The sequence below is a fragment of the Microbispora sp. NPDC049125 genome (assembly GCF_040802045.1).
Lineage (GTDB): Bacteria > Actinomycetota > Actinomycetes > Streptosporangiales > Streptosporangiaceae > Microbispora.
Window position 1 is genome coordinate 311,078 of record NZ_JBEZDW010000001.1, and the last position, 25,806, is coordinate 336,883.

Here is a 25,806-nt window from a genome sequence, read left to right on the forward strand (position 1 = left end):
GCCCGCAGCCGGTCCGGCCCATGGGAACGCCGTGGGCCGGGCCGCCTCGCCGACGAAGATCCTCACGCACTCTGGAACCCGTGTAATGATGGCGATCCAGCGTCCTTGGCCCCCGCAAGGAGGTTCCGTGACCCGACCCGACGAGGCGGTCTCACCGGCCGGCAGAGGCGAGCCCATCCGCGTGCTGATCGTCGACGATCACGCGCTGATCCGGCGGAGCCTGGAGCTGGCGCTGGCCGCGGAGGCGGACATCGAGGTGGTCGGCGAGGCGAGCGACGGCCAGGAGGCGGTCGGCCTGGCCGACCGGCTAATGCCGGACGTGGTCCTCATGGACGTGCGGATGCCCAAGCAGGACGGGATCGAGGCGACCCGGAAGATCAAGGCGTCGGTGCCGAGCACCCGCATCATCATGCTGACGGTCAGCGACGAGGAGGAGGACCTCTTCGAGGCGATCAAGGCGGGCGCCACGGGATACCTGCTCAAGGACGTCCAGATCGACGAGGTGCCCGACGCCGTGCGCGGGGTCCACGAGGGGCAGTCGCTCATCAACCCGGCCATGGCGGCCAAGCTGATCAGCGAGTTCGCGAACATGAGCCGCAAGGAGGCCGAGCGGCCTCCTCAGCTCCCGGTCCCCCGGCTGACCGATCGCGAGATGGAGGTCCTCCGCCTGGTCGCGAAGGGCATGAACAACCGCGAGATCGCCAAGGATCTGTTCATCTCCGAGAACACCGTGAAAAACCACGTACGCAACATCCTGGAGAAGCTCCAGCTCCACTCCCGGATGGAGGCAGTGGTCTACGCCGTACGGGAGCGTCTGCTGGAGATCACCTGATCTCCGGCGTCGCCGCGCTCCCGGTCGGCGAGCGCTGCGGGCCGTGCCGGTCAGCGCGCCGTCGTCCCCCGGTCGGCGGCGCGCGGCGGCGCGCTTCGGGTCAGCGCCCGGCGGCCAGGGCGGCGCGCAGCGGGGCTTCCAGCTCGGGCGTGCCGACCCGCTCCACCCGGATGCCGGTGCAGCCGACCCAGCTCGCGGCCTCCCATAACGCGTCGCGCATTCCCTCCACCGCCTTGGCCGCGCTGCCGCCCGGTTCGAAGCCGACCTGGCGGGCGACGAGCGTCGCGCCGTCGCGGGCCGGGTCCACCCGGCCGATGATCCGCCCGCCGGACAGCACGGGCATCGCGAAGTAGCCGTGCACGCGCTTGTCCTTGGGCACGTAGGCCTCCAGACGGTGGTTCAGCCCGAAGACGCGCTCGGCCCGGGCCCGCTCCCAGATGAGCGAGTCGAAGGGCGACAGCAGCGTGGTGCGGTGCCGGCCGCGCGGCTCGCCGTCCAGCGCCGCCGGATCGGCCCAGGCGTTCGGCAGCGTCGAGACGGCCGGCCCCCGCGCGCCGCGTGCGGCCGGCCAGCCGGAGACCCGTACGGGCACCAGCCCGGCGGCCCCGCTCAGCAGCGCTTCGTCCAGCAGCGCGGCGTACCGGCCCTTGACGCGGGTGAAGTCGACGAGGTCGGCCCTGGTCGCCACGCCGAGCGAGCGTCCGGCGATCCGCGTCAGACCGGCCACCCCCTCGGCGTCGGACAGGTCCTCCGCCAGCAGGCCGGCGGGGACCACCCGCTCGGCCAGGTCGTAGACGCGCCGCCATCCGACGCGGCGGGCGCAGACCACCTCGCCGATGTCGAGCAGGAACTCGATGGCGATCTTGGAGTCCGACCAGTCCCACCACGGGCCGCCCTTGCGCGCCCCGCCGATGTCGGCCGTGGTGAGCGGCCCGTCGGAGCGCACCCGCTCCAGGACCTTGTCGACGACGGGCGGCACCTCGTGCCAGCGGTACCGCCGCTCCCGGTAGGCCCGGCGGCGGAAGCCGTACAGGGGCCACTGCTCGACGGGGAGGATGCAGGCGGCGTGGCACCAGTACTCGAAGGCCCGGGCCGGGTCGTCCCAGTAGGCCCGCTCGACCGCGGCTCTGCCGACGGCGCCCAGCCGGGCGTACGCGACGAGCTCGTGGGAGCGGGCGAGGACGGAGATGGTGTCGAGCTGCACCGCGCCGACGCGGCGCAGCATGGCGGGGACGCCGCCGGTCCGCGCGCCCGCGCCGAGGAAGCCCTGGGCCCGCAGGATGATTCTGCGGGCCTCGTCGGCGCTCAGGTCGGTCCTCAGGTCGGTCCTCAGGTCGGTCACGGCACTGATGCTAAACGGCGTGACCGACAAAACGCGTACGGCGGTTCGCGGCTCCGGCGGACGCGTCCGGCGAGGCGCTCAGGAACGGTGCTCCAGCGGGGAGTGGTGCTCCTGGACGGCGATCTCCCGGGGAGAGTCCACGATGACGTCCGAGAAGATGTCGAACGCGAGGGCGAGCAGGGCGCCGACCGCGCAGATCCCGACGCCGACCCAGAAGAACAGCCAGTTGGGGCCTGCGGTCAGGGCCACCCCCCCGACCATGAAACCGATGAGGATGGTGGTGACGGCCAGCCAGGATTTGGCGCTTCCCGCGTGGCTGCCTTGGTGTGCGCTCTGTGCCATACCCCGTTTTCTACCTGATGGGGGCGGTGGTCGGCACATCGGGGACGCCTTGTGCCCGTTTTTCGCCTTATGAGTTATGTGATTGTGGCGCGCCGCTCCGTGGATTGCCGGTGGCTGTGTCTGGTGATGGAACCGCCTACGATGGCTAGCGGGGAAGTATGTCTCGTCCTCAGACCCCGGCGATCCGCCGGGGTGGACCTGCGAGGAGCTTTACTAAAAGTGGCTGCCATTCTCGACAAGATCCTTCGCGCCGGCGAAGGCAAGACTCTGCGGAAGCTCAAGCGAATCGCCGAGCAGGTCAACAGCATCGAAGAGGACTTCAAGAGCCTGTCCGACGCCGAGCTGCGCGCGATGACCGCGGAGTACAAACAGCGTCACGCCGACGGCGAGTCCCTCGACGACCTGATGCCGGAGGCGTTCGCGACGGTACGCGAGGCCGCCCGCCGGGTTCTCGGGCAGCGCCACTTCGATGTCCAGCTCATGGGCGGCGCCAACCTCCACATGGGCAACATCTCCGAGATGCGCACCGGTGAGGGCAAGACGCTTACCTGTACGTTGCCCGCCTACCTGAACGCCATCTCCGGCAAGGGCGTTCACGTCGTCACGGTCAACGACTACCTGGCCAAGCGCGACGCCGACACGATGGGCCGCGTCCACCGCTTCCTCGGCCTCGAGGTCGGCGTGATCCTCGCCAACATGCCGCCGGAGGAGCGCCGCAAGCAGTACAACGCGGACATCACGTACGGCACGAACAACGAGTTCGGCTTCGACTACCTGCGCGACAACATGGCGTGGTCGAAGGAGGAGTGCGTCCAGCGCGGCCACAACTTCGCCGTCGTCGACGAGGTCGACTCGATCCTCATCGACGAGGCCAGGACCCCGCTGATCATCTCCGGCCCCGGCGAGCAGTCCGGCAAGTGGTACGCCGAGTTCGCCCGCATCGTCCCCCGGCTCCGGCGCGGCACCGAGGGCAAGGAGGGCGAGGAGAGCACCGGCGACTACGTCGTGGACGAGAAGAAGCGCACGGTCGGCATCCTGGAGGCCGGCGTCGAGCGGGTCGAGGACTGGCTCGGCATCGACAACCTCTACAAGCCCGAGCACACCCACCTGGTGCAGTTCCTGAACAACGCCCTCAAGGCGAAGGAGCTGTTCAAGAAGGACAAGGACTACATCGTCGTCGACGGCGAGGTCCTGATCGTCGACGAGTTCACCGGGCGCGTGCTGCACGGCCGGCGGTACAACGAGGGCATGCACCAGGCCATCGAGGCCAAGGAGGGCGTGAAGGTCAAGGACGAGAATCAGACCCTCGCCACCATCACGCTGCAGAACTACTTCCGCCTGTACGACAAGCTCTCCGGCATGACCGGTACGGCCGCGACCGAGGCCAACGAGTTCCACCAGACCTACAAGCTCGGCGTCGTGCCGATCCCGACCAACCGCCCGATGATCCGCAAGGACCAGGCCGACGTGGTCTACAAGTCCGAGGACGCCAAGTTCCAGGCCTGCGTCGAGGACATCAAGGAGCGGTACGAGAAGGGCCAGCCGGTGCTGGTCGGCACCACCAGCGTGGAGAAGTCCGAGAAGCTCTCCCGGATGCTCAAGCGCCAGGGCGTGCCGCACGAGGTGCTGAACGCGAAGAACCACGCGCGTGAGGCCACGATCATCGCCGAGGCGGGCCGCAAGCACGCCGTCACCGTGGCCACCAACATGGCCGGCCGCGGCACCGACATCATGCTCGGCGGCAACCCCGAGTTCCGCGCCGACCTGGAGCTCCAGCAGCGCGGCCTGACGCCGTCGGACACGCCGGAGGAGTACGAGAAGGCCTGGGCGGAGGCCCTGGACAAGGCCAAGGAGGCCGTGCGGGCCGAGCACGAGGAGGTCGTCGGCCTCGGCGGCCTGTACGTGCTGGGCACCGAGCGGCACGAGTCCCGCCGGATCGACAACCAGCTCCGCGGCCGTTCCGGCCGCCAGGGCGACCCGGGTGAGTCGCGGTTCTACCTGTCGCTCGAGGACGACCTGATGCGGCTGTTCAACTCCGCCAGGGTCGAGATGATCATGACGCGGCTCAACATCCCGGACGACGTGCCGATCGAGTCGGGCATCGTGTCCAAGGCCATCGCGTCCGCCCAGCACCAGGTCGAGCAGCAGAACTTCGAGATCCGCAAGAACGTCCTGAAGTACGACGAGGTGATGAACCGTCAGCGAACGGTCATCTACGCCGAGCGCCGCCGCGTCCTGGAAGGCGCCGACCTGCACGAGCAGGTCCGCACCTTCGTGACCGACGTGCTCGACGACTACGTCAAGGGCGCCACGGCCGAGGGGTTCGCCGAGGAGTGGGACCTCGACAAGCTGTGGAAGGCGTTCGGGCAGCTCTACCCGATCTCGCTCACGCTGGACCAGCTCGTCCAGGAGGCGGGCGGCCACCGCGAGGACCTGGACGCCCAGTTCCTGGCGACGAAGATCAAGGAGGACGCCCTCCGGGCGTACGACCAGCGCGAGGAGCAGCTCGGCGCGGAGGCCATGCGCGAGCTGGAGCGCCGGGTGATCCTCTCGGTGCTCGACCGCAAGTGGCGCGAGCACCTCTACGAGATGGACTACCTCCAGGAGGGCATCGGCATGCGCGCCTATGCCCAGAAGGACCCGCTGATCGAGTACCAGCGGGAGGGCTTCGAGATGTTCAGCGCGATGCTGGAGGGCATCAAGGAGGAGTCGGTCGGGTACCTGTACAACCTCGAGGTCGAGGTGCAGGCCAACCCCATCGTCGAGGAGAACGCCGAGGAGGACGCGGCGGTCAGCGAGGCCGGGTCGATCATCGCACGGGCGCTGCGCCAGCCGGCCAGGCCCACCGAGATGGTCTACACCGCGCCAGGTGAGGGCGGCGACGTCGAGGTCAGCCGCGTGCGCTCCACGCCGGAGCAGCGGGCCTCCTACGGAGACGTCGAGCGCAACGCGCCCTGCCCCTGCGGCTCGGGCAAGAAGTTCAAGCGCTGCCACGGCGACCCCAGGCACACCGAGTAGAGTCAGCCGATTCGCAGCGGAACCCCTCGCCGGAGCCTCCGGCGGGGGGTTCCCGCGTTCCGTCACGGCCTCTGGGTCGGGGCCGGCCCCACCGCCTCGCGCGACGGCGGCCACGGTTCACGGACGGAGCCCTCAGGCGGTCTCGAACTCCGTGACGAGCCACTGCACGCCCTGTCGTTCCAGCCGTACGGCGAGCACCCGGCTGCGCTCCCCGCAATGCACCAGCATGCACATCTCCACCACGCCGTCGCCGGGGCGCTGCACGTGGGGCAGGCCCACCAGGGGCGGCCGCGCGGCGTGGATCATCTTCCCGGCCCGGACCAGCTCGCGGTACGCCCGCGGGGAGAGCCTGTCCTGCACGGTCTGCGGCGGCCGCCGGCCCGCGAGGATCTCGGCGAGGGCCTGGCCGAGCCCGCGCAGCCGGCGCTCGTCCGGCAGCCCCGGCGGCCGGCGCGGCGACAGGGGTCCCGGCAGCCCCGGAAGCTCCGCCGGCCTCTCGGGCGGGGGAGCGAGCGGGCCGAGCGGCTCGGGGGCCAGCGCGAGCGAGCCGTACGTCGCGGGCGCTCCGCTCTCGGGCCCGCGCTCGTCGTCGTACGGCGGTTCCGCCGGAGGGACGGACGCGAGCCTGGGCAGGGGGATCGGCTGGGGCATCGGAGCTCCCTGGGGTGGGTGCGGACCTGACGCCTAATAGAGGTTCCGGCTCACCGGCCTGATACGAAGTCCGCCAACTTTGCCGATCACCTGGTGCTATTCACCCGCTTAGCGGGGATATGTCCTTCGTGGTTGGAGGGGGCCGCATGCCATTCCGGCCTGTGGCGGACGGCATATAGCGGCCTCCGTAACGAGGGGAAACGCGACAGGGGTGCCCGGGATCGCCGGGCACCCCTGTCTCCCTGAGAGGGGTGTGTCAGTCAGATCAGGCGCGGGCCGCCTTGGTGTCGGCGGCCTCTCCGGAGTCCACGTCCGGCTCGGGCTCGCGGCCCGGGGTCATGAGGTTCATCTTCTTGATCAAGAAGGTGAACACGAAGTAGTAGACGAAGAAGTAGATGACGCCGATCAACATGATCAGCAGGAAGTTGTGCGTGTTGTCCTTCGTCGCGTTCAGCCCGGCGTCGATCGCGCCCGCCGAGAACCCGAAGCCGAGCCGCCCGTCGAGGGCCGCGACCAGGGCCATCGAGATGCCGGTGAGCAGCGCGTGCGCCACGAACAGCACCGGCGCCACGAAGATGAACGCGAACTCGATCGGCTCGGTGATGCCCGTGACGAAGGAGATCAGCGCGGCGGAGATCATGATGGAGCCCACGGCCGCCCGGCGATGCACCGGAGCGGCGCGCCAGATGGCGAGCGCGGCGGCCGGCAGGCCGAACATCATGACCGGGAAGAAGCCCGCCATGAACGCGCCCGCGCCGTCCTGGCCCGCGAAGTAGCAGTTCAGGTCGCCGGCGGCGTGGGTGGCGCCGACCGTGCACTCGGGGACCGTGAACCAGACGATCGAGTTGACGAAGTGGTGCAGGCCGAAGGGGATGAGCCCGCGGTTGACGACGCCGTAGATGCCGGCGCCGACGGTGGAGTTGTTCGCGAGCCAGTCACCGAAGTTCGTGAGCCCCTGGCCGATCGGCGGCCAGATCAGGCCGAAGATCACACCCAGGACGAGCCCGGCCAGGGCCGTGAGGATCGGCACGAAGCGGCGGCCGCCGAAGAAGGCCAGCCAGGCGGGCAGCTTGGTCCGGTAGTACCGCTGCCACAAGATGGCGGTGACGATGCCGATCAGGATGCCGCCGAGCACCCCCGTGGGGTTGGCGGAGGCGAAGTTGAGCGCCTCGGCCGGCTTGCCGTCGGCTCCGGCGATGGTCTGGGCGACCTTCTTGTGCACGGCGGAGTCGGCGGCGGCGTCGAAGAACATCAGGTGCGTGACCCGGTCCCAGACGAGGTAGCCGACCACCGCCGCGAGCGCGGTGGAGCCGTCGGAACGCCGTGCGAAGCCCACCGCGACGCCGATCGCGAACAGCAGCGGCAGCGCGTCGAACAGCGCGCCGCCGGCGCCGCCGATGATGTGGGCGATCTTGTCGAGCGTCGCGTTGTCCGTACGGCCGAGCAGGTCGTCCTGGCCGAACCGGAGCAGGAGGGCCGCGGCGGGAAGGGCCGCGATCGGGAGCATGAGGGAGCGGCCGATACGGGACAGCACGGCCATGACCGGTGACTGCTTTGCGGGTGCCGCGGGCAGGCCCGCGTCGGCGGAGGTGGAACTCATCGGTGTTCCTCCAGGAACGGGGGAGATCGGGAGGATCGCTTACACGCGTCTGGTGGGCATCTCGAGCAGCGTCCGCAGCTGGTAGCGGTCGGCCCGGTACGTCGAGACCCCCAGTTCGGCGCACACCCCGCCGGCGAAGGACCGGCGCTGCAGCAGCAGCACGGCCCCGCCCCGGGGCAGCTTGAGCAGGTCGGCGTCGCTTGGGTCCGCGACGCCGCCGTCGATGGTGAGCTCCCCGGCGTCCGGCACGAGCCCGTAGTGCGACTCGAGCAGGGCGTACAGGGATCGGCCGGTCAGGTCGTAGGCATCGAGGTCCGGCGCGAGCGCGACCGGGATGTGGGCGCGCTCGATGCTCAGCGGTTCCCCGTCCGCCGTGCGGAGCCGCTCGATGAAGTGCACGGCGTCGCCCGGCTGGATGCCGAGCTGCCTGGCGAGGTGGGCACTGGCCCGTACCACCCGCCGGTCCAGGTCGCGGGAGCCCGGCTCCATGCCGCGCGCCCGCATGTCGTCGGTGAAGGAGGTGAGTTGGAGTGCCAGCTCGATCTTCGGTCGTGCCACGAACGTGCCCTTGCCGGGGACCCGGTGAAGCCGGCCCTCCGACACCAGGTGGTCGACGGCCTGCCGTACCGTCATGCGTGACAGGCCGAAACGCTGGCACAGGTCGCGTTCGGAGGGGATGGCCGCGCCGATGGGCAGCTCGTTGCTCTCGATGAGGTCGAGCAGGATCTCCCGGAGCTGGAAGTACTTCGGCACCGGGCTGTCCGGGTCGATCTGGGCCACTGATCCCTCCCCTCTCGATCTGATCAACGGAATAAAGTATGGTTCGTACTGGTCTAGTCCGGACTAGACCACAGCCGGGAAATGCGTGTCAACGGACGGGCCGGCTTCGGATTCGTAACGACAAATTCCGAGTTCGTAACGACAAACTCCGAGCAAGGATGATCGAATGACGACCAGGATGCGCGGCGAGATCGCCGAGCAGCCCGCCGCGATACGCGCCACGCTCGACGCGCTGCTGCCCAGGACCGGCGAGGTCGAGGCGGTCGCGCGGGGCACCCGGCAGCTGCTGTTCATCGCCCGGGGCACCTCGGACAACGCCGCCGTCTACGGCCGCTACCTGGTCGAGGCCCACGCCGGCCGGCTGGCCGCGCTGGCCGCCCCCTCGATCGCCACGACGTACCGGCGCAGGCTCGACCTCGGCGGCGTCCTCGCCGTGGGCCTGTCCCAGTCCGGCCGTACGGAGGAGATCGTCGAGACCCTCCAGTGGGCCCGCGACTGCGGCGCGCGAACCGTCGCGATCACCAACGGCGGCGAGGAGTCGCCGCTGGCCCAGGCCGCCGACCTCGCCCTGTGCACGCTCGCCGGCGAGGAGAAGGCCGTCCCGGCCACCAAGACCTACACCACCCAGCTCGCCGCGCTGGCCGTGCTCGCCCTCGGCCTCGGCGCCGACGTCGACCGCGACGACCTGCGGCGCGTGCCGGACGCCGTCGAGAAGCTCGTCTCCGACCCCGGCGACCTGGAGGCCGTCGTCGAGGGGCTGGCCGACAAGCCCGGCGTCGTCGTCTCGGGCCGGGGCCTGGCGTTCTCGACGGCGCTCGAGCTGGCGCTCAAGCTCAAGGAGGCGTGCTACCTGCACGCCATGGGCCTGTCGTACGCCGACCTGCTGCACGGCCCCATCGCGGTCGTCGACGCCGACACCCCGGCGCTGCTCGTCACGGCGGGGGAGGGCCCGACGCTCGCGGGCACCATCGCGCTGGCCCGCCGGGTGACCGGCGCCGGAGCCTCCGCGTTCGGCGTCGGCGGCGGCACGGAGCTCGCCGCCGCCTCGACCGCCGCACTCAACGGACCGGATCTGCCCGAGTGGGTGGCTCCGTTGGGACTCATCGTCCCCGGGCAGTTGCTCACCGAGGCGCTCGCGCGCAGGCTCGGTATCGACCCCGACGCTCCCCGTGGTCTGAACAAGGTGACTCAGACCGACTGAACTGGAGGACCCCCATGGCTGCAGACGCCGAAGCGATCATCGCCGGGCTCGGTGGCGCCGACAACATCATCGAGGTGGAGCCGTGCATCACGCGGCTCCGCACCGAGGTGCACGACGCCTCGAAGGTCGACCAGGCCGCGCTGAAGGCGGCCGGTGCCCACGGCGTGATGGCGGCCGGCAACGTCGTCCAGGTCGTGGTGGGCCCGGAGGCCGACACCATCGCCAGCGACATCGAGGACATCATCGGCTGACCGGCCCGGCGGACGTCCGGCCGGCCCCCCGGCCGGGCACGCCGGGATCTGGAGGAAAGGCGCTCCATTGACGACTGTTCTCGCCCCGGTCGCGGGGGCGGCCATCGGGCTGCCCGCGGTGCCGGACCCGGTGTTCTCCCAGGCCATGGTGGGCCCGGGGACCGCGATCGATCCCCTGCGCGAGCCCGGTGAGGCCATCGCGCCGATCGACGGCACGATCGTCAAGCTGCATCCGCACGCCTATGTCGTGGTGGGAGACGACGGCAGGGGTGTGCTGGTGCACCTGGGCATCGACACGGTCCAGCTCAAGGGTGAGGGGTTCACGCTCCTGGCCGCCGAGGGCGACCGCGTCAGCGCCGGCCAGCCCGTCGTCGCGTGGGATCCGGCGGCCGTGGAGGCCGGGGGCCGCTCGCCGGTCTGCCCCGTCGTCGCCCTGGACGCTCCGGCGGACGCGGTGGGTGGGCTGGCCGTGGGCGCGGTGAACGCCGGCGACCGGCTGTTCCAGTGGGCATGATGGAGGCGGCGCTCTTCGACCTGGACGGCACGCTGATCAACTCCGAGCTCCGCAGCATGGCCGTGTGGCGGATGCTCCTGGCCAGGCACGGGGTCGACCACGACGACGCCGTGCTGCGGCGCTTCATGGGCCGCCGGGGCTCGGACGTCCTGCCCGAGGTGATGCCCGGCGCCGACGTCAGGGCGCTCATCGCCGAGATCATGTCCTACTATGACAGCCCTGACCTGCCGGACATCGTGCCCGTTCCGGGCGCCGCTGAGCTGGTGCGCCGGGTGGCCGACCACGGCTCACCGCTCGCGCTGGTCACGTCGGCGCACCGCGAGTGGGCCGAGGAACGGCTGGCGGATCTCGGGGTCGCGGACCTCGTCCGTACCATCGTGTCCGCGGAGGACGTGGTCGTGGGCAAACCGGACCCCTCCGGCTACCTCGCCGCCGCGCGGCTGCTCGACGTCGAGCCGGTGAGGTGCGTGGTCTTCGAGGACTCTCTCGCGGGCGTCGCGGCGGCACGGGCGGCGGGCATGGCGTGCGTCGCGGTGGCGACCACGCACGATCCGGGCGAACTCGCGCACGCGGATCTAGTGATCCCCGACATGTCGGGTATTGATTGGCCGTTGACAGAGCTGAGGGTGGTCTAGACCACCCGTGAAGAAGGAGGAACCGTGGCTGAACGCAAGGTCAGCGTCACGTCCGAGGTAGGTCTGCACGCCCGCCCCGCGGCGACGTTCGTGCAGGCGGCGGCGAAGGCGCCCTTCGACGTCACCATCGCGAAGGCGGGGGGCCGGCCGGTGAACGCCAAGAGCATCCTGTCGGTGCTCTCCCTCGACGTACGGCAGGGGGAGTCCATCGTCATCACCGCCGACGGCGAGGGTGCCGAGGAGCTGCTCGACCAGCTCGCCCAGATCGCGTCGGCTCCCTGACACCCGTGGAGCCGCACGAGACGGAACGGCGCGAGGACCCGGCGGGTCCGGGCGGGGCGATCCCCGTCCGGACGCTGACGGGCGCGGGGGTCAGCCCCGGCGTCGGATACGGCCGGGCGCACGTGCTGACGGCCGAGATCCCCGAGCCCGACAAGGACGCCCGGCACGACGGCGACGCCACCGCCGAGCGGGCCAGGGCCGTGCGGGCGCTGGACGAGGTGGCCGCCGACCTGGAGGCGCGCGGCGACAGGGCGGGCGGCGAGGCGCGGGAGGTGCTCGGCGCGCAGGCCATGATGGCCCGCGACCCGGGGCTGGCCGACGAGGTGGCCGCGCTGATCGACGACGGGGTCGCCGCCCCTCGTGCGGTGTTCGACGCTTTCGGTAAATACCGTGACCTGCTGGCCGCGGCCGGGGGATACCTCGGCGAGCGCGTGGCCGACCTCGACGACATCCGCGACCGCGTCGTCGCGCTGCTGTCCGGCCTTCCGATGCCGGGTGTGCCGGCGACCGCCGCCGAGCCGTTCGTGCTGGTCGCCAGGGATCTCGCGCCCGCGGACACCGCGCTGCTGTCCCGGGACGTCGTCGCGGCGTTCGTGACCGAGCAGGGCGGGCCGACCAGCCACACGGCGATCCTCGCCCGCTCGATGGGCGTGCCCGCCGTCGTCGGCTGCGCGGCCGCGGCCGCGATCCCGCCCGGCACCGCCGTCCTGGTCGACGGCGCGACCGGCCGTGTACGGCTCGCGCCTCCTGAGGCGGAGGTGGCCGAGGCCCGCGCCGCGGAGGAGGCGAGGCGGGCCGCGCTGTCGGCGACCACAGGCCCCGGCGCCACCGCGGACGGCCACGCCGTGCCGCTGCTGGCCAACGTCGGCGGCCCGCGCGACCTGGAGTCCGCGCTGGAGAACGGCGCTGAGGGCGTCGGTCTCTACCGCACCGAGTTCCTCTTCCTCGACCAGGAGACCGCACCCTCCGCCGAGGAGCAGGTGGCCGCCTACCGGGCCGTCTTCGAGGCCTTCCCCGGCGGGCGGGTCGTGGTCAGGACGCTGGACGCGGGCGCGGACAAGCCGCTGGCCTTCCTGCCGCCGCCCGAGGAGGAGCCGAACCCGGCGCTCGGGGAGCGCGGGGTCCGCCTGTTCCGCCGCTATCCGGAGATCATGGCCGTCCAGCTCGGCGCGCTCGCGGACGCGGCGGCGGGGACCTCGGCGAAGGTGCAGGTCATGGCGCCGATGGTGGCCACCGTCGAGGAGGCGGAGTGGTTCGCGGCCGCCTGCCGTACGGCGGGGCTGGAGAGCCCGGGGATCATGATCGAGGTGCCGTCGGCGGCGCTGCGCGCCGCGGACCTCGTCAAAGCCGTCGACTTCTTCTCGATCGGGACCAACGACCTCACCCAGTACGCGCTGGCGGCCGACCGTCAGGTCAGCGCCGTCGCCGGGCTGCAGGACCCCTGGCATCCCGCCGTGCTCGACCTCATCGCGCTGGCGGCAGCGGCGGCGTCGGCCGAGGACAAGGGGTGCGGGGTCTGCGGCGAGGCGGCGGCCGACCCGGCGCTCGCGTGCGTGCTGGTCGGCATGGGCGTCACCTCGCTGTCCATGGGCGCTCCCGCCATCGGCTGGGTGCGCGCGGCGCTGGCGCGCCACACGCTCCGCCAGTGCGGGGAGGCCGCCGCGGCCGCCCGCGCCGCCACCTCGGCGGCCGGAGCGCGGGCCGCCGCGCGGGCCGAGCTGCCGGGCCTCGACGTCCTGAACCTCTGAACCCGCGGAACATCGGCGTACGAGGAGTGGGCGGGGGAGTTCGGGAGCGAGTGGTGCGGCCGCGCCGTTACGGTGAACAGGTGTCAGGACTGCGACGCGGTGCCATGGGGCTGCTGGCTCTCCTCGTGGCCGGGTGCTCGGCCGGCGCGGGGGGCGCGACGCGTCCCACCGCCTCTTCGTCGCGTCCGGCGCCGTCCCCGCCGCCCGTCGTCACGCCGTCCGCCGTGCCCTCCGCCGTGCCCTCCCCGAAAAACACTCGCGCGGCTTCCGGCGACCCGGCCGCCGCCCTCGCGGGCATGAGCGTCGAGGACAAGGTCGGTCAGCTCTTCATCCCGGTCGTGTACGGCTCCCGCGCCGGGGCGTCCAGCCAGGAGAACCGGGCGCGGTTCGGCGTGGACACCCCGGCCGAGGTGGTGCGCAAGTATCACCCCGGCGGGATCATCCTGTTCCCCTGGGCGGGCAACATCTCCAGCGCCAAGCAGGTCGCCGCGCTGACGACCGGGTTACGCGAGGCCTCGTCGACGACCCCCCTGCTGATCGGCGTCGACCAGGAGAACGGCCGGGTCGCGCGGCTCGGCTCGCTGGTGACCCGGCTTCCGGGGGCCGGCGCCATCGGCGCGACCGGCGACACCCGCAACGCGCGCGACGCCGCCCGGGTGACCGGTGAGGAGTTGCGTGCGCTCGGCATCTCGCTCGACTTCGCCCCCGTGGCCGACGTCAACGTCAACCCGCACAACCCCGTCATCGGGCCCCGCGCGTACGGGGCGGACCCGGCGAAGGTGTCCGCCATGGTGGGGGCGGCCGTCGACGGTTTCCACGCCGCCGGGATCGCCTCGGTGGCAAAGCACTTCCCCGGGCACGGCGACACGTCGGTCGACAGCCACACCGGCCTCCCGGTCATCCGGCACACCATGGAGCGCTGGAAGCGGCTCGACGCGCCGCCGTTCCGGGCCGCCATCGAGCATGGGGTCGACGCGATCATGACGGCGCACGTCGTCATGCCGGAGCTGGACCCCTCGGGCGACCCGGCGACGCTGTCCCACCGCATCGTCACCGGCCTGCTCCGGGGCGAGCTGGGCTTCGACGGTGTGATCACCACGGACGCGCTGGACATGGCGGGCGTCCGGAAGAAGTACGGCGACGCCGAGGTGGCCGTGCGGGCGATCCTCGCCGGGGTCGACGTGCTCCTCATGCCGCCCGACCTCGACAAGGCGTACGGGGCCGTGCTCAAGGCGGTGAAGTCGGGGCGCATCACCGAGCGGCGGCTCGACGAGTCGGTCACGCGGATTCTCCGGCTGAAGGACAAGCGCGGCGTCTTCGAGCCGGTCCGCACCGATCCCGGCTCGCTGAAGTCCGCCGAGCACCTGAAGGTCGCCGAGCGCGTCGCCGCCGGAGGGCAGGCCCGCGCGCAGTCGCTGGAACCGCGCCCGATGTGAGCCACGGCACTCCGGCGGGGAGGAGCGCAAGGCGAGACGCGGCCCGGGACGGGGTACCTATATTTGAGCGACGGCGGCGGGAGGTCCGGGTGCTACAGGGTGTGCTGATCGACTGGGGCGGGGTCCTCACGACGAGCCTGGCCGAGTCCGTGGCCGAGTGGATCGAGGCGGACCGGATCGACCCCGCGCACTACCGCGAGGTGATGCGCGAGCTGGTGTTCCACGCGTACCAAGGCGGGCTCGGGCCGGGGACCGGGAACCCGATCCACGCCCTGGAGCGGGGCGAGCTCGCGGTCGCGGAGTTCGAGCGGCAGGTCGCCGCCCGTCTCCGGACGCTCGACGGCGTCCCACCCGAGGCCGATGGCCTGCTGACCCGGATGTTCGCCGGGTTCCGGCCCGTCGAGGAGATGTACGAGATGCTCCTCCTGGCGCGGTCGGCCGGGCTGCGCACCTGCCTGCTGTCCAACTCGTGGGGCAACGACTACCCCAGGGACCGCTGGGACGCGACCTTCGACGCGGTCGTCATCTCGGGCGAGGTCGGCATGCGCAAGCCGGAGGAGCGCATCTTCCGCCACGCGCTCGGCCTCGTCGGGCTGGAGCCCGCGCAGTGCGCGTTCGTCGACGACATCGAGGCGAACATCGACGCGGCGCGTGCGCTCGGCCTGGTGGGGGTGCACCACACGAGCCCGGCCGGCACCCTCGACGAGCTGGAGCTCCTGTTCGGCCTGCCCTTACGCCCGCTGGGCGAGGCCCGGGACGGGCTCTCCCGCCCGGCCTGAGATGAGAAGCTGGTCACCAACGCAAAGGGTGGTGAGCCCGCGGCCCCGCCGGGCCGGCGAGCGCCATCCGGCACCCCGTACCGGGGGCCGCCCACCGGAATATCGTGAGTCGAGGAACGCATGCGCGTGTATCTGCCGTGCACACTCCCGGCGCTGGCCCGCGTGGTCGCCGCCGGGGAGCTGGGACCGGCCCCGCTGACCGGCTACGCGGTGACGCCCGCGCTGGTCGAGTGGTACGTCTCGGGCGACACCGAGGAGCTGGAGTACGTCGCGCTGACCGAGGCGGCCCGTGCCTCCCTGCGCATGCTGGCGGCCGACCGCGCCGACGGCGTCGAGGTGGCGGCCCGGCGGGTCGTCGTCGCCGCCGAGGTGCCGGACGAGATCGTCAAGGCCGGCGCCGAGCTGGAGGAGCGCGCCCGCGTGCGGGTGTTCGAGCCGATCCCGGTCGCGCTGCTGGCCGCCGTCCACCTCGACGACTTCGCGGCCGTTCCCGACGTCGAGGCCGCGCTCGCCGCCCTGCCGGCCGCCGACGCCGGAGACGACGACGCGCGGTTCGTCGTGGACGGCGCGGAGGACCACGAGCTCATGTGGTACGCCACACAGGAAATCCCCGATCTGCTGGTCTGACCGTCGGGGTTAACGATTTCGTCACAGGCCGCGTCTACGCTTCGGAGTCATATGACACACATAGTTTGGGACTGGAACGGCACCCTCTTCCACGACATCGACGCCGTCATCGGCGCCACCAACGAGCTCTTCCAGCCGTACGGCCTCGGGCCGTACGACATCGAGGGCTTCCGCGAGGTGTACACGCGCCCGATCTGGGTGGCCTACGAGCGGATGCTCGGCCGCCCGCTCAGGGAGGGCGAGTGGGAGCAGCTCGACGTCGGGTTCCACGACCACTACCACCGCCTCATGGAGCTCTGCCAGCTCGCCGAGGGGGCGCAGTCGAGCCTGCGGGCCTGGGACCAGACCGGGCGGACCCAGTCGCTGCTGTCGATGTGGGGCCACGAGCGGCTCGTCGGCAAGGTGGGGGACTTCGGCATCGACGGGCACTTCATCCGCGTCGACGGGCTGCGCTCCGCCTCCGGCGGCACGAAGGCCGAGCACATGGTCGCGCACCTGCGGGCGCTGAACATGGACCCGGCGAAGGTGGTCGTCATCGGCGACAGCGTGGACGACGCCCACGCCGCCCAGCACGTCGGCGCCCGCGCCATCCTCTACACCGGGGGCATGACCAGGCGGTCGGAGCTGGAGCTCATCGGCGTCCCCATCGTGGACTCGCTCGGCGACGCCCTCGACCTGGTGTGACGGCGCGGCCGGTGAGCCGATCCGACCGCTCGCGCTCACGCCTGGTGTGACGGCGCGGCCGGTGAGCCGATCCGGGCGCGCGGGGCACGGCCGCCGGCCTCCCATGCGGCTTCACGCTGCGCGCTCGGCATCGGTGGCTGTTCGCGACGGGTGCGGGCCGTACGCTGGGCACGAGCCCAGCCGCATCCCCACGGAGGTCGCGATCAACCGCCTCGTTCTCTGGAACGTCGACCTCACACTCGTCGACGTCACCATCGTCGCCCGCGAGGCATACGCCGCCGCGTTCCGGATGGTCACCGGGCGGCCACTGGTCAAGCTCGCGCCGGCCATGGGCCGGCCCGACTCCGAGATCATCTTCGAGACCCTCGCCATCAACGGCATCGTCGTCGACGACCACCACCTGCCGAGGTTCATCGACGCGCTGGCCGTGGCCTTCGGCGACAGGCACAAGCGGCTGGCGAAGGAGGGGCGCGCCATGCCCGGGGCCAAGGACGCGCTCAAGGCCGTCTCCCGCCTCGACGGCGTCGTCCAGTCCGTGCTCACCGGCACCATCAAGAGCAACGCGGTGCACAAGCTCGCCGCGTTCGGCCTGGACAAGTGGATCGACTTCGAGGTGGGCGGCTACGGCGAGGAGGTCTACCCCAAGGCCACGCTGCTCCAGGTGGCGCAGGGCAGGGCCAAGGCGAAGCACGGCCATGCCTTCGCCGTCGGAAACACGGTGCTGGTGGGCGACTCGACCAGGGACGTCCAGGCGGCCCGGATCGGCGGCGCGGCGATGATCGCCGTCGCGTCGGGCCGGTCGACGGCCGCCGAGTTGCAGGAGGCGGGGGCGGACATCGTCCTGCCCGACCTGTCCAACGCCTCCGAGGTCGTCGCCGCCGTCGCCCGCCTCACCTCCTCCGCCACCACCGGCCGCCGTGCCGGCTGACAGACCGCGCCCACCCCGCATCGCTTCGACAAGGCCGTGCCGTCAGGTCAGGGCGGTGAGGAAGCGGGCCGCGACGGGTGCGGCCACGGCGGCCCCGGTGCCGCCGCCCTCGACCACGACCGCGAACGCGAGATCCCCCCGGTAGCCGATGAACCACGAGTGCGTGGGCGGCTCGTCGCCCGAACCGTACTCGGCGGTGCCCGTCTTGCCCGCCGTACCGGCCGGGAAGGAGATCCCGCGCGCCGTGCCCTCGCTGACCACGGCGGGCATGAGGCGGCGCAGCGCCGCCGCCACACCCGGCTCCAGCCGCCGCGGCGGGGAGCCGCCCCCGGGCACGTCGGCCGCGGGGACGAGCCGGGGCGCCCGCCACGTGCCGTCGGCTATCGCACCGGCGACGGCGGCCATGTTGAGCGGGCTCGCGAGCACGCGGCCCTGCCCGATGGCCGCGGAGGCGAGGTCGGTGTCGTCGCGCGGCGCGGGGAACGCCGCGTCCACGGCCGGTACGCCGATCTTGACGCGTGCCCCGAAACCGAAGGCGGCGGCCACGTCGGCCAGTCTCCTGGCTCCGAGTCGCTCGACCGCCATGGCCGCGAACGTCGTGTTGCACGAGTGGGCGAAGGCGTCGACGAAGCGGAGCGTGCCGTAGTCGTGGAACTCGGCGTTGTGGAACGGGAAGCCGCCGATCGTCTGCTCGGGCGGGCACCGCACAGTCCGCTCCGGCGTCACCCCGCCCGCGACCAGCGCGGACGCGGTGACGATCTTGAAGGTGGACCCCGGCGGGTAGGCGCCGAGCAACGCCCGGTTATAGCCGCCCGGTTTGTTCACCACGGCGAGGATCTCCCCGGTGGAGGGCCGCAGCGCGACCAGTGAGGCGGGTTTGTCCACGCCCTCCAGCGCCTGCGCCCCAGCCCGGTGGACGCCGAGATCGAGCGTGGTCGCCAGCGGCCGGCCGGCCCTCGACCGTCCGGTGGCGAGGGTCTGGACCCGTCCCCCCGTCCGGGCGTTCACCACGTCCACCCGGGCCGAGGCGGTGCCGATGAGGCGGTCGCCGTACTCCTGCCGCAGGCCGTCCACGAGCTGCCGCACCGATCCGGGCGCGTCCGGCGTGTCGATCCGCGTCCCGTCCGCCGCCGTCACCGGCGCCTGCCCGGCCGGCTCCACGACGAGGCGCAGGCGCCGGTCGGCGGTCAGGGCAGGATGAATCGCCGCCGGGGTCCAGGCCACCCGCCAGGCCCGGTCGCGCTCCACCAGCCGCAGGCGTCCCTCGTACGACAACGGCACCGGCCCCTTGAGCGCGGCCCGGAAGCGGGCCGTCCCCCCGTCGGTGACGTCCGTCACCGTGAAACTCTGGCCGGTGAGCCTGAGGTCCGCGCGCAGCCGGCGGTAGGCGTCCTCGAAGCCGGTGGGCGGCTCCGCGGTCAGCCCCCGCATGGCCGCGTAGTCCGACCGGCTCCACGCCGCGAGGAACAATCGCGCGGTCTCCTCCGGTGACCCTTTAGTGCGCAGCGCCCAGATCGTCCCGCCCGCGACCACGAGCGGCACCACGACCCCCGCCGCGACGACCGCCCGTAGCCGGGCCCCCCTTTGCCGGTACTCCCGCATCCGTTCCCCCGTCCGTTCGTACGCAGGCTCAGGGGACCAGAGGCCTACCCGTTCTGTCCAATATCGATATCAATCAAGATATATGTACGTTTCCGATATAGTCGCTGGTCATGGACATCGTCCGGCATCTCGCGTGCTTCGTCGCGGTCGCCGAGGAGCTGCACTTCGGCGACGCGGCGGCCCGCCTCGGAATGGCGCAGCCGCCGCTGAGCCAGCGCGTCCGGCGCCTGGAGAGCGAGCTGGGCGTCCGGCTGTTCGACCGGTCGAGCCGGCGGGTGGCGCTGACGGACGCCGGCCGTCTGCTGCTCCCCGAGGCGCGCGAGATCGTCGCCCGGGTGGAGCGCCTGCCCGACCTGCTCGCCGGGACGGGCGGGGGCGGCGCCGCGACCGTGCGGGCCGGCGTCCCCGGCGACGTCGGCCCGGCGGTCCTCGCCGCGTTGTTCGCCGGGTTCCGCGCCGAGCACCCCGGCGTACGGCTGGTGCCCGCCGCGATGGGCACGGCCGCGCAGGTGACCGCGCTCCTGGACGGCACGCTCGACGTGGGCCTGGTGCACCACCCGGTGACGATCGCCGGGCTCGGCTTCGGCCCGGTGCTCGTGCGGCATCCGGGGGTGCGGCTCGCGGCCGGGGACGAGCTGGCCTCCTGGTCCGCCGTCCATCTGGCCGACCTGGCCGGGCGGGAGCTGGTCCTGGTGCCCCGGGAGGCCGAGCCCGGGCTGCACGACGAGACGCTGGCCGCCTGCCGCCGCAACGGTTTCGTCCCTGCCCGGATTCACCCGGCGGCCGACGAGGGTTTCGCGCTCGGGCTGGTGCTCTCCGGCACTGCCGTCGCCTTCGGGCCGCCCGCCGAGACGCCGGGCACCGTCTGGCGGCCGCTCGCCGGGGCCCCGCTGGCCTGGCGCAGCTCGACCGCGTGGCGGGGCGAGCCGGGCCCCCATGTCACGGCGTTCGCCGCGCTCGCCGTACGGGTGCTGCGGGAGGATGCGGGCATGACGGACGACGGCGCGACCCCCGCGCGGCGGGTGGCACCGCGCCCGGCGACGGGGTTCCTGGCGTGAAGGCGATCGAGCAGGTCTTCCGCTCAGCCGGGGTGGCCGGATGGCTGCACGTGGCCGACGTCGACGGCGACGGCGAGGTGGCCCTGGGTGCGGACGAGCCCGTCGTCCTCGCGTCCGTCTTCAAGGTGCCGCTGCTGCTGGAGCTGCACCGGCAGGCCGATCGGGGCCTGCTCGACCTGGCTGCGCCGGTGCCGCTCCCGGCCGGAGCACGTACGCCCGGGGGGACCGGGCTGTCGGCCATGCTCGACGAGGTGACGATGTCGCTGCGCGACCTCGCGTACCTGATGATCGCGGTGAGCGACAACACGGCGGCCGACGCGGTGCTCGCCCACGTCGGCATTGACGGGGTCAACGCCCTGCTCGACGACCTCGGGCTGGCGGAGACCCGGGTCGTGCACGACTGCCGGGACCTGTTCGCGGGCATGCTCGCCGACACGGGCGCCGGCGACCTGACCGCCCTCGCAGAGGCGTGCGCCGACCCTGCCATGACCGCACGCCTGGCCGCCCTCGCTCCGGCTCGCACCAACCGGAGCACGCCCCGGGAGATGACCCGGCTTCTCGGCATGGTGTGGCGCGACGAGGCCGCCTCGCCCGCCTCCTGCGCGGCCGTACGGCGGCTGATGGGGCTCCAGGTCTGGCCGCACCGGCTGGCATCGGGGTTCCCCTTCGACGACGTCGCCGTCAGCGGCAAGACCGGCACGCTGCCGACGGTCCGCAACGAGGTGGGCGTCGTCGAGTACCCCGACGGCGGACGGTACGCCGTGGCCGTGTTCACCCGTTCCTGGAGCACGGCGCAGAACCAGCCGCGGGCCGACGCGGCCGTGGGAGCGGCGGCGCGGATCGCGATCGACCACCTCCGGGCCCACATATGACAGGCCCCGTCTATGTGGGCGGCGAGGGTGACATGCGCGGGGAGCCTCGCGAAGATGGGCACATGGTCGAGGAAGGCGCGCTGCTCTGGGAACCGTCCGCCGAGGTCGTCCGGGACGCCCGGATCACCCGATACCTGGAGTGGCTCGGGCGTTCGGGGGATTACCAGGACGCGTGGGAGTGGTCGGTCGGGTCTCCGGCCGACTTCTGGACGTCCATCTGGGACTACTTCGGCGTGGTCGGTGAGCGTGGCGACGGGCCCGTCATCAGTGGGACGATGCCGGACGCCGAGTGGTTCGCGGGATCGACGCTCAATTACGCGGAGAACGCGCTGCGCGGTCATCCCGGCCGTACGGCCATGATCTTCCGGAACGAGTCGGGCGGCCGTTGGCAGTACTCGCTCGGCGAGCTTCGCGAGGAGGTCGCCCGCGTGCGCGCGGGGCTCGTCCGTCTCGGCGTCCGGCGCGGTGACCGGGTCGCCGCCTATGTCCCGAACGTTCCTGAGGCCCTCATCGCGTTCCTGGCCACGGCCTCGCTGGGGGCCGTCTGGTCCTCCTGCTCGCCCGACTTCGGCGGGCCGAGCGTGACCGACCGGTTCACCCAGATCGAGCCGAAAGTGCTGGTCGCGGTGGACGGCTACCGCTACGGCGGCAAGCGGTTCGACCGGTCGGAGGTGGTGCGCGAGATCGCCGCCGCGTTGCCCTCGCTCACGGCGACGGTCTGGATTCCCGCCATCGGCCTCGACGTACCGGAGTCGGCGCTGAGCTGGGACGATCTGCGTGCCGAGACCGCGCCCCTGGAGTTCGAGCGGGTGCCGTTCGGCCACCCGCTGTGGGTGCTGTACTCGTCGGGGACCACCGGGCTGCCGAAGCCGATCGTCCACGGGCACGGCGGCATCGTGCTGGAGCACCTCAAGTCGCTCTCCTTCCACCAGGACCTGGGGCAGGGAGATGTGTTCTTCTGGTACACCACCACCGGCTGGATGATGTGGAACTACCTCATCGGCGGCCTGCTGGTGGGTGCCACCGTCGTCCTGTACGACGGCAGCGCCGCCCATCCGGGCACCGACGCGCTGTGGCGCCTGACGGCCGAGGAGGGGGTCACCTACTTCGGCACCGGCGCGCCGTACATCATGGCGTCGCTCAAGGCGGGGGTGAAGCCGGAAGGGCTGGAGCGGCTGCGCGGCATCGGCTCGACCGGCTCGCCGCTTCCCCCGGAGGGCTTCGCCTGGGTCTACTCCGACGTCGACCCGGGCGTCCAGCTGGGCTCGTTCTCCGGCGGCACCGACGTGTGCACCGGGTTCGTGGGGGCCGTGCCGCTGCTGCCGATCCGGGCGGGCGTCATCCCGTGCCGCTGCCTGGGCGCGCGGGTGGAGTCCTTCGACCCGTCCGGACGGCCCGTCATCGGCGAGGTGGGGGAGCTCGTGGTGACCGCCCCCATGCCGTCCATGCCGGTCATGTTCTGGAACGACCCCTCCGGCGACCGCTACCGCGAGTCGTACTTCGCCGACTATCCGGGCGTGTGGCGTCACGGCGACTGGATCAAGATCCTCCCCGACGGGGGCTCCGTCATCTACGGCCGCTCGGACTCCACCCTCAACCGGGGCGGCGTACGGATGGGCACGAGCGAGTTCTACCGGGTGGTCGAGCGGTTCGGCGAGATCGCCGACAGCCTGGTGATCGACACCGGGCGGCTCGGCCAGGAGGGCAGGCTGCTGCTCTACGTCACCCTCGCCGGCGGTTTCTCGCTGGACGACGACCTCGTCTCCCGGCTCCGTACGGCCCTGCGCACCGAGCTGTCACCCCGCCACGTGCCCGACGAGATCCACGAGGTGCCCGGAATCCCGCGCACCCTCTCGGGCAAGAAGCTGGAGATCCCGGTACGGAAGATCCTCCTCGGCACGCCGGTCGAGCGGGCCGCCAACCCCGACGCCATGGCCAACCCCGAGGTCCTCGGCCATTTCGTCCCCCTGACCGAGTCCCAGACGGACATGTGAGCCGTCGTCTCCCGTCGTCGTCCTCGCAGGACTCTTTAAGGTTGTCCGAAATTTACTTTAAGGTTCCACGTATCGGTAAACTCTCGCGGCGTGATTGATCAGGAACTTCCTCAGCAAGACACCGCCGGCACCGCGCTTCCCGGCACACCGGGCGAGCCGGAGGCCGGCGGCGGCGGTGTCATAGAACTGCTCGAACGCATCGCCTCGGTCGTCATCCCGATCGGCGTCGCGCTCTACGCGGTCCTCTACATCGGCATCGAGGAGGTCTACGCGGTCTTCGGCATCAACCCGCAGCAGGCCGGCATCGACCAGTCGGTGCTGTTCGGCCGGCTCCTCGGCACGCTGGTACTGGTGCTGCTGTTCGCCATCCCGGCCCTGGGCCTGATCATCGGGCTCGGCTGGCTGACCGACAGGGTGACCGGAGGTGCGGCGGGCAGGCTCGTCCAGGGGATCAGGCGGCGGCCCTGGGTCGCCGCGCTGATCGCCGCCCTGTGGTGCGGGGCCACCTACTGGGGCTTCCTCAAGTTCTTCGGCGACTTCGGCGCCACCGTCATGGTCGTCATCGCGGTGGTTCTGGGTGTGCTGACGTTCCTGGTGCCGTTCCGGCTGCTTCGCCGCAAGCCCGTGGGGCGGGCCGGGTTGAAGGTGCTCGTCGGAGGGCTGACCGGGCTCGGGCTCGGATTCCTGCTCATCCAGCAGCTCTCCTTCGGCGCGGAGGAGGTGGCCAGGACCGGGCAGGCCAACCTCCTCCTGGACACCGTCGGCTTCCAGGACCAGTGGGCCGTCCTGAAGAACGCCGAGAACGACAAGCCCCTCTACGACGGCCGGTGGATGATGCTGCTCGGCGAGAGCGACGGCACCTACATCTTCTACGACTGCGACAAGCAGGAGACGATCCGCCGTCCGATGGAGACCACCAATCTGGGCCAGTTGCAGCTCGACCCCGACCGTGACGAGGGCTTCACCTGCGGCGGCCTCGCCGAGCAGGATTCCGCCGGGCAGGGATAGCCCGGGCGGCCACATCGCGGGGATCGGCTGCTGCGCCATCGCGCCGCCACTTCACACCACACTGACCGCGAGGCGCCTCTTATAAGTACACCTCTTCGAAGTACGCTTCTTAGAAGTGTACTTATAAGGGGAGGTGGATCTTGCGGAAGCCGGATGACGTGTTCGATCGTGAGCGGGAGTGGGCTGCCCTCACGCGGTTCGCTGAGGACCCCGATGACGAGATGCGGCTTGCCGTGGTGAGCGGCCGCCGCAGGCAGGGCAAGACGTTCCTCCTGCAGGCGCTCGCGGACATGGTCGGCGGCTTCTACTTCGTGGCGGTCGAGTCCACTTCGGCCGACGCGCTCCGGCAGTTCGGCGCGGCGGTTGCGAGCTATCTGGGCGTGCAGGGCACGATGGCGTTCACGAACTGGGACGAGGCCATCACGTACCTTCTGGATCACTGCAGGGACCGGCTGGTCATCCTCGACGAATTCCCGTACCTCATGAAGGCCGATCCCTCGATCCCCTCGATCCTGCAGCGGGAGATCGACGCACGGGGTGCGCCCCGGGGGGGCGGGGGCCGGGTCCGTCTGGTCCTCGCCGGCTCGGCGATGTCGGTGATGGGCAGGCTTCTGGCCGGTCAGGCGCCGTTGCGCGGACGGGCCTCGCTCGACGTGGTGGTCCAGCCGTTCGACTACCGCGTCGCCCGTCAGTTCTGGGGCATATCGGACCCTCGGCTCGCAGTTCAGGTCAATGCGATCCTTGGTGGCACCCCGGCCTATCGGACCCGGTTCGTGGACAATGAGGCGCCCGGCGACGATCTCGACGACTGGGTGACCAGACGGGTCCTCAGCCCCGAGACTCCCCTCTTCCGGGAGGCTCGTTACCTGTTGTCGAACGAGATGGAGATTCGGGACGAGGCGCTCTACCACGCCGTTCTGGGGGCGATCGCGGCGGGGAACAACACCCGGGGCGGCATCGCGAGCCACATGGAACGCAAGTCGACGGACATCGCCCATCCCCTCGCCGTACTCGAGGACTGCCGGCTGATCCGCAAGGAGATCGATCCGATACGGAAACGCTCGATCTATCGCGTCGCGGAGCCGCTCGTGACGTTCTACGAGGCGATCATGAGGCCGGCATGGAGTCAGCTGGAACGGGGCTGGGCGGACCGGGTGTGGCAGGGATCCAGGGCCCGGTTCGCCTCGCAGGTCGTGGGCCCGCACTTCGAGCACGTGTGCCGGGAGTTCGCGCTCGACTTCGACTGGGATGGCGAGCTCGCGGCAGAGGTGGCGGCGGGCATCGCCTCCGGAAGCGGTAAGGGCCCGAACATCGAGGTCGATGTGATCGCACTTGCGCCGCAGGACAGCAACAAGCGACGGCTTCTCTCGGTCGGCGAGGCCAAGTGGTCCGAGACAATGAGCCTCGGTCACCTGAGGCGGCTGGAGCAGGCAAGGGACCAGCTGCACATGCGCGGGCTGGACACCCGTGACACCGTGCTCGCGCTGTACGGCGGAGCCGGGTTCGACACCGCGCTCACCGAGGTGGCCGCCCGCGACCCGCGCGTCCTCCTGGTCGACCTCCCCATGCTGTACGGCTGAGCGGGAGACCGGGCGGTTTGACCCTGACACGGTGTGAGGCCA

The 25,806-nt window shown here is 71.6% G+C and carries 24 protein-coding genes; 18 read left to right on the top strand and 6 right to left on the bottom strand.

Annotated features, from left to right (window positions below; genetic code table 11):
• Positions 1–127: 127 nt before the first annotated feature.
• Positions 128–832 (top strand): response regulator, encoded by a 705-nt coding sequence (locus tag AB0B72_RS01335; RefSeq protein ID WP_367736261.1) that lies wholly within the window; start codon positions 128–130, stop codon positions 830–832.
• A gap of 100 nt (positions 833–932) precedes the next feature.
• On the opposite strand, the gene AB0B72_RS01340 is transcribed toward AB0B72_RS01335, so the two are convergent.
• Positions 933–2,174 carry a winged helix-turn-helix domain-containing protein gene (locus AB0B72_RS01340; protein ID WP_367736262.1) on the bottom strand — a complete coding sequence of 414 codons (1,242 nt, stop codon included), beginning with the start codon at positions 2,172–2,174 and terminating at the stop codon, positions 933–935.
• Positions 2,175–2,252: 78 nt separating this feature from the next.
• Positions 2,253–2,516, bottom strand: a complete 264-nt coding sequence (locus tag AB0B72_RS01345; RefSeq protein WP_367736263.1) for an HGxxPAAW family protein — start codon at positions 2,514–2,516, stop codon at positions 2,253–2,255.
• Positions 2,517–2,735: 219 nt separating this feature from the next.
• On the opposite strand from AB0B72_RS01345, the gene secA reads away from it, so the two are divergent.
• On the top strand, positions 2,736–5,534 hold the full coding sequence (gene secA / locus AB0B72_RS01350; protein WP_367736264.1) for a preprotein translocase subunit SecA: 2,799 nt from the start codon (positions 2,736–2,738) through the stop codon (positions 5,532–5,534).
• Between the two features lie 132 nt (positions 5,535–5,666).
• Here the strand turns inward: secA and AB0B72_RS01355 are convergent, their stop codons facing one another.
• The 3 genes from AB0B72_RS01355 to AB0B72_RS01365 form a co-directional block, all read right to left on the bottom strand.
• A complete protein-coding gene (locus AB0B72_RS01355) occupies positions 5,667–6,185 on the bottom strand; it encodes an Rv3235 family protein (protein WP_367736265.1) in 519 nt (172 codons plus the stop codon).
• Between the two features lie 265 nt (positions 6,186–6,450).
• Positions 6,451–7,785, bottom strand: coding sequence for a PTS transporter subunit EIIC (locus AB0B72_RS01360; protein ID WP_367736266.1), 1,335 nt, complete (start codon positions 7,783–7,785; stop codon positions 6,451–6,453).
• A gap of 39 nt (positions 7,786–7,824) precedes the next feature.
• On the bottom strand, positions 7,825–8,565 hold the full coding sequence (locus AB0B72_RS01365) for a GntR family transcriptional regulator (protein WP_367736267.1): 741 nt from the start codon (positions 8,563–8,565) through the stop codon (positions 7,825–7,827).
• Positions 8,566–8,731: 166 nt separating this feature from the next.
• On the opposite strand from AB0B72_RS01365, the gene AB0B72_RS01370 reads away from it, so the two are divergent.
• The 11 genes from AB0B72_RS01370 to AB0B72_RS01420 all read left to right on the top strand — a co-directional run bounded on the left by AB0B72_RS01370 (position 8,732) and on the right by AB0B72_RS01420 (position 17,650).
• The gene (locus tag AB0B72_RS01370; RefSeq protein WP_367736268.1) at positions 8,732–9,766 is read left to right on the top strand and encodes an SIS domain-containing protein; all 1,035 of its coding nucleotides are present in this window, start codon (positions 8,732–8,734) and stop codon (positions 9,764–9,766) included.
• 14 nt (positions 9,767–9,780) lie between these two features.
• Entirely contained in the window at positions 9,781–10,017 is a 237-nt protein-coding gene (locus AB0B72_RS01375) for a glucose PTS transporter subunit EIIB (protein ID WP_030509331.1), read from the top strand.
• Positions 10,018–10,084: 67 nt separating this feature from the next.
• Entirely contained in the window at positions 10,085–10,531 is a 447-nt protein-coding gene (locus AB0B72_RS01380) for a PTS glucose transporter subunit IIA (RefSeq protein WP_367736269.1), read from the top strand.
• Positions 10,528–11,166, top strand: coding sequence for an HAD family hydrolase (locus tag AB0B72_RS01385; RefSeq protein ID WP_367736476.1), 639 nt, complete (start codon positions 10,528–10,530; stop codon positions 11,164–11,166). Before AB0B72_RS01380 ends, AB0B72_RS01385 begins: the two co-directional genes overlap by 4 nt.
• Positions 11,167–11,190: 24 nt before the next feature.
• The gene (locus tag AB0B72_RS01390) at positions 11,191–11,448 is read left to right on the top strand and encodes an HPr family phosphocarrier protein (RefSeq protein WP_367736270.1); all 258 of its coding nucleotides are present in this window, start codon (positions 11,191–11,193) and stop codon (positions 11,446–11,448) included.
• A 74-nt stretch (positions 11,449–11,522) separates the two neighbouring features.
• A complete protein-coding gene (ptsP, locus tag AB0B72_RS01395; RefSeq protein WP_367736477.1) occupies positions 11,523–13,196 on the top strand; it encodes a phosphoenolpyruvate--protein phosphotransferase in 1,674 nt (557 codons plus the stop codon).
• An 80-nt stretch (positions 13,197–13,276) separates the two neighbouring features.
• A complete protein-coding gene (nagZ, locus tag AB0B72_RS01400) occupies positions 13,277–14,632 on the top strand; it encodes a beta-N-acetylhexosaminidase (protein WP_367736271.1) in 1,356 nt (451 codons plus the stop codon).
• A gap of 89 nt (positions 14,633–14,721) precedes the next feature.
• Complete coding sequence (locus AB0B72_RS01405) at positions 14,722–15,411, top strand: HAD family hydrolase (protein ID WP_367736272.1); 690 nt, start codon at positions 14,722–14,724, stop codon at positions 15,409–15,411.
• Between the two features lie 120 nt (positions 15,412–15,531).
• A complete protein-coding gene (locus AB0B72_RS01410; RefSeq protein ID WP_367736273.1) occupies positions 15,532–16,038 on the top strand; it encodes a hypothetical protein in 507 nt (168 codons plus the stop codon).
• A gap of 51 nt (positions 16,039–16,089) precedes the next feature.
• Complete coding sequence (locus AB0B72_RS01415) at positions 16,090–16,722, top strand: HAD family hydrolase (RefSeq protein WP_367736274.1); 633 nt, start codon at positions 16,090–16,092, stop codon at positions 16,720–16,722.
• Positions 16,723–16,924: 202 nt separating this feature from the next.
• Positions 16,925–17,650 carry an HAD family hydrolase gene (locus AB0B72_RS01420; protein WP_367736478.1) on the top strand — a complete coding sequence of 242 codons (726 nt, stop codon included), beginning with the start codon at positions 16,925–16,927 and terminating at the stop codon, positions 17,648–17,650.
• A gap of 42 nt (positions 17,651–17,692) precedes the next feature.
• Here the strand turns inward: AB0B72_RS01420 and AB0B72_RS01425 are convergent, their stop codons facing one another.
• On the bottom strand, positions 17,693–19,252 hold the full coding sequence (locus tag AB0B72_RS01425; protein WP_367736275.1) for a penicillin-binding transpeptidase domain-containing protein: 1,560 nt from the start codon (positions 19,250–19,252) through the stop codon (positions 17,693–17,695).
• Positions 19,253–19,362: 110 nt separating this feature from the next.
• Here AB0B72_RS01425 and AB0B72_RS01430 point away from each other — a divergent pair, with 110 nt between their 5' ends.
• From AB0B72_RS01430 to AB0B72_RS01450, 5 genes are all read left to right on the top strand, one after another.
• Entirely contained in the window at positions 19,363–20,310 is a 948-nt protein-coding gene (locus AB0B72_RS01430; RefSeq protein ID WP_367736276.1) for a LysR family transcriptional regulator, read from the top strand.
• Positions 20,307–21,182 carry a serine hydrolase gene (locus tag AB0B72_RS01435; RefSeq protein ID WP_367736277.1) on the top strand — a complete coding sequence of 292 codons (876 nt, stop codon included), beginning with the start codon at positions 20,307–20,309 and terminating at the stop codon, positions 21,180–21,182. The genes AB0B72_RS01430 and AB0B72_RS01435 overlap by 4 nt, the downstream gene beginning before the upstream one ends.
• Positions 21,183–21,244: 62 nt before the next feature.
• Positions 21,245–23,176 carry an acetoacetate--CoA ligase gene (locus AB0B72_RS01440; protein ID WP_367736278.1) on the top strand — a complete coding sequence of 644 codons (1,932 nt, stop codon included), beginning with the start codon at positions 21,245–21,247 and terminating at the stop codon, positions 23,174–23,176.
• A gap of 90 nt (positions 23,177–23,266) precedes the next feature.
• Positions 23,267–24,184, top strand: coding sequence for a hypothetical protein (locus AB0B72_RS01445; RefSeq protein ID WP_367736279.1), 918 nt, complete (start codon positions 23,267–23,269; stop codon positions 24,182–24,184).
• A 140-nt stretch (positions 24,185–24,324) separates the two neighbouring features.
• Positions 24,325–25,764 carry an ATP-binding protein gene (locus tag AB0B72_RS01450; protein ID WP_367736280.1) on the top strand — a complete coding sequence of 480 codons (1,440 nt, stop codon included), beginning with the start codon at positions 24,325–24,327 and terminating at the stop codon, positions 25,762–25,764.
• Positions 25,765–25,806: the final 42 nt, after the last annotated feature.

Excerpts from the sequence above, each read along its gene's own strand:
- AB0B72_RS01345 (WP_367736263.1), bottom strand. The coding sequence starts at position 2,516 with ATGGCACAGAGCGCACACCAAGGCAGCCACGCGGGAAGCGCCAAATCC.
- AB0B72_RS01370 (WP_367736268.1), top strand. The coding sequence starts at position 8,732 with ATGACGACCAGGATGCGCGGCGAGATCGCCGAGCAGCCCGCCGCGATA.
- AB0B72_RS01360 (WP_367736266.1), bottom strand. The coding sequence starts at position 7,785 with ATGAGTTCCACCTCCGCCGACGCGGGCCTGCCCGCGGCACCCGCAAAG.
- AB0B72_RS01385 (WP_367736476.1), top strand. The coding sequence starts at position 10,528 with ATGATGGAGGCGGCGCTCTTCGACCTGGACGGCACGCTGATCAACTCC.
- AB0B72_RS01440 (WP_367736278.1), top strand. The coding sequence starts at position 21,245 with ATGGTCGAGGAAGGCGCGCTGCTCTGGGAACCGTCCGCCGAGGTCGTC.
- AB0B72_RS01425 (WP_367736275.1), bottom strand. The coding sequence starts at position 19,252 with ATGCGGGAGTACCGGCAAAGGGGGGCCCGGCTACGGGCGGTCGTCGCG.
- AB0B72_RS01430 (WP_367736276.1), top strand. The coding sequence starts at position 19,363 with ATGGACATCGTCCGGCATCTCGCGTGCTTCGTCGCGGTCGCCGAGGAG.
- AB0B72_RS01375 (WP_030509331.1), top strand. The coding sequence starts at position 9,781 with ATGGCTGCAGACGCCGAAGCGATCATCGCCGGGCTCGGTGGCGCCGAC.
- AB0B72_RS01415 (WP_367736274.1), top strand. The coding sequence starts at position 16,090 with ATGACACACATAGTTTGGGACTGGAACGGCACCCTCTTCCACGACATC.
- AB0B72_RS01410 (WP_367736273.1), top strand. The coding sequence starts at position 15,532 with ATGCGCGTGTATCTGCCGTGCACACTCCCGGCGCTGGCCCGCGTGGTC.
- AB0B72_RS01355 (WP_367736265.1), bottom strand. The coding sequence starts at position 6,185 with ATGCCCCAGCCGATCCCCCTGCCCAGGCTCGCGTCCGTCCCTCCGGCG.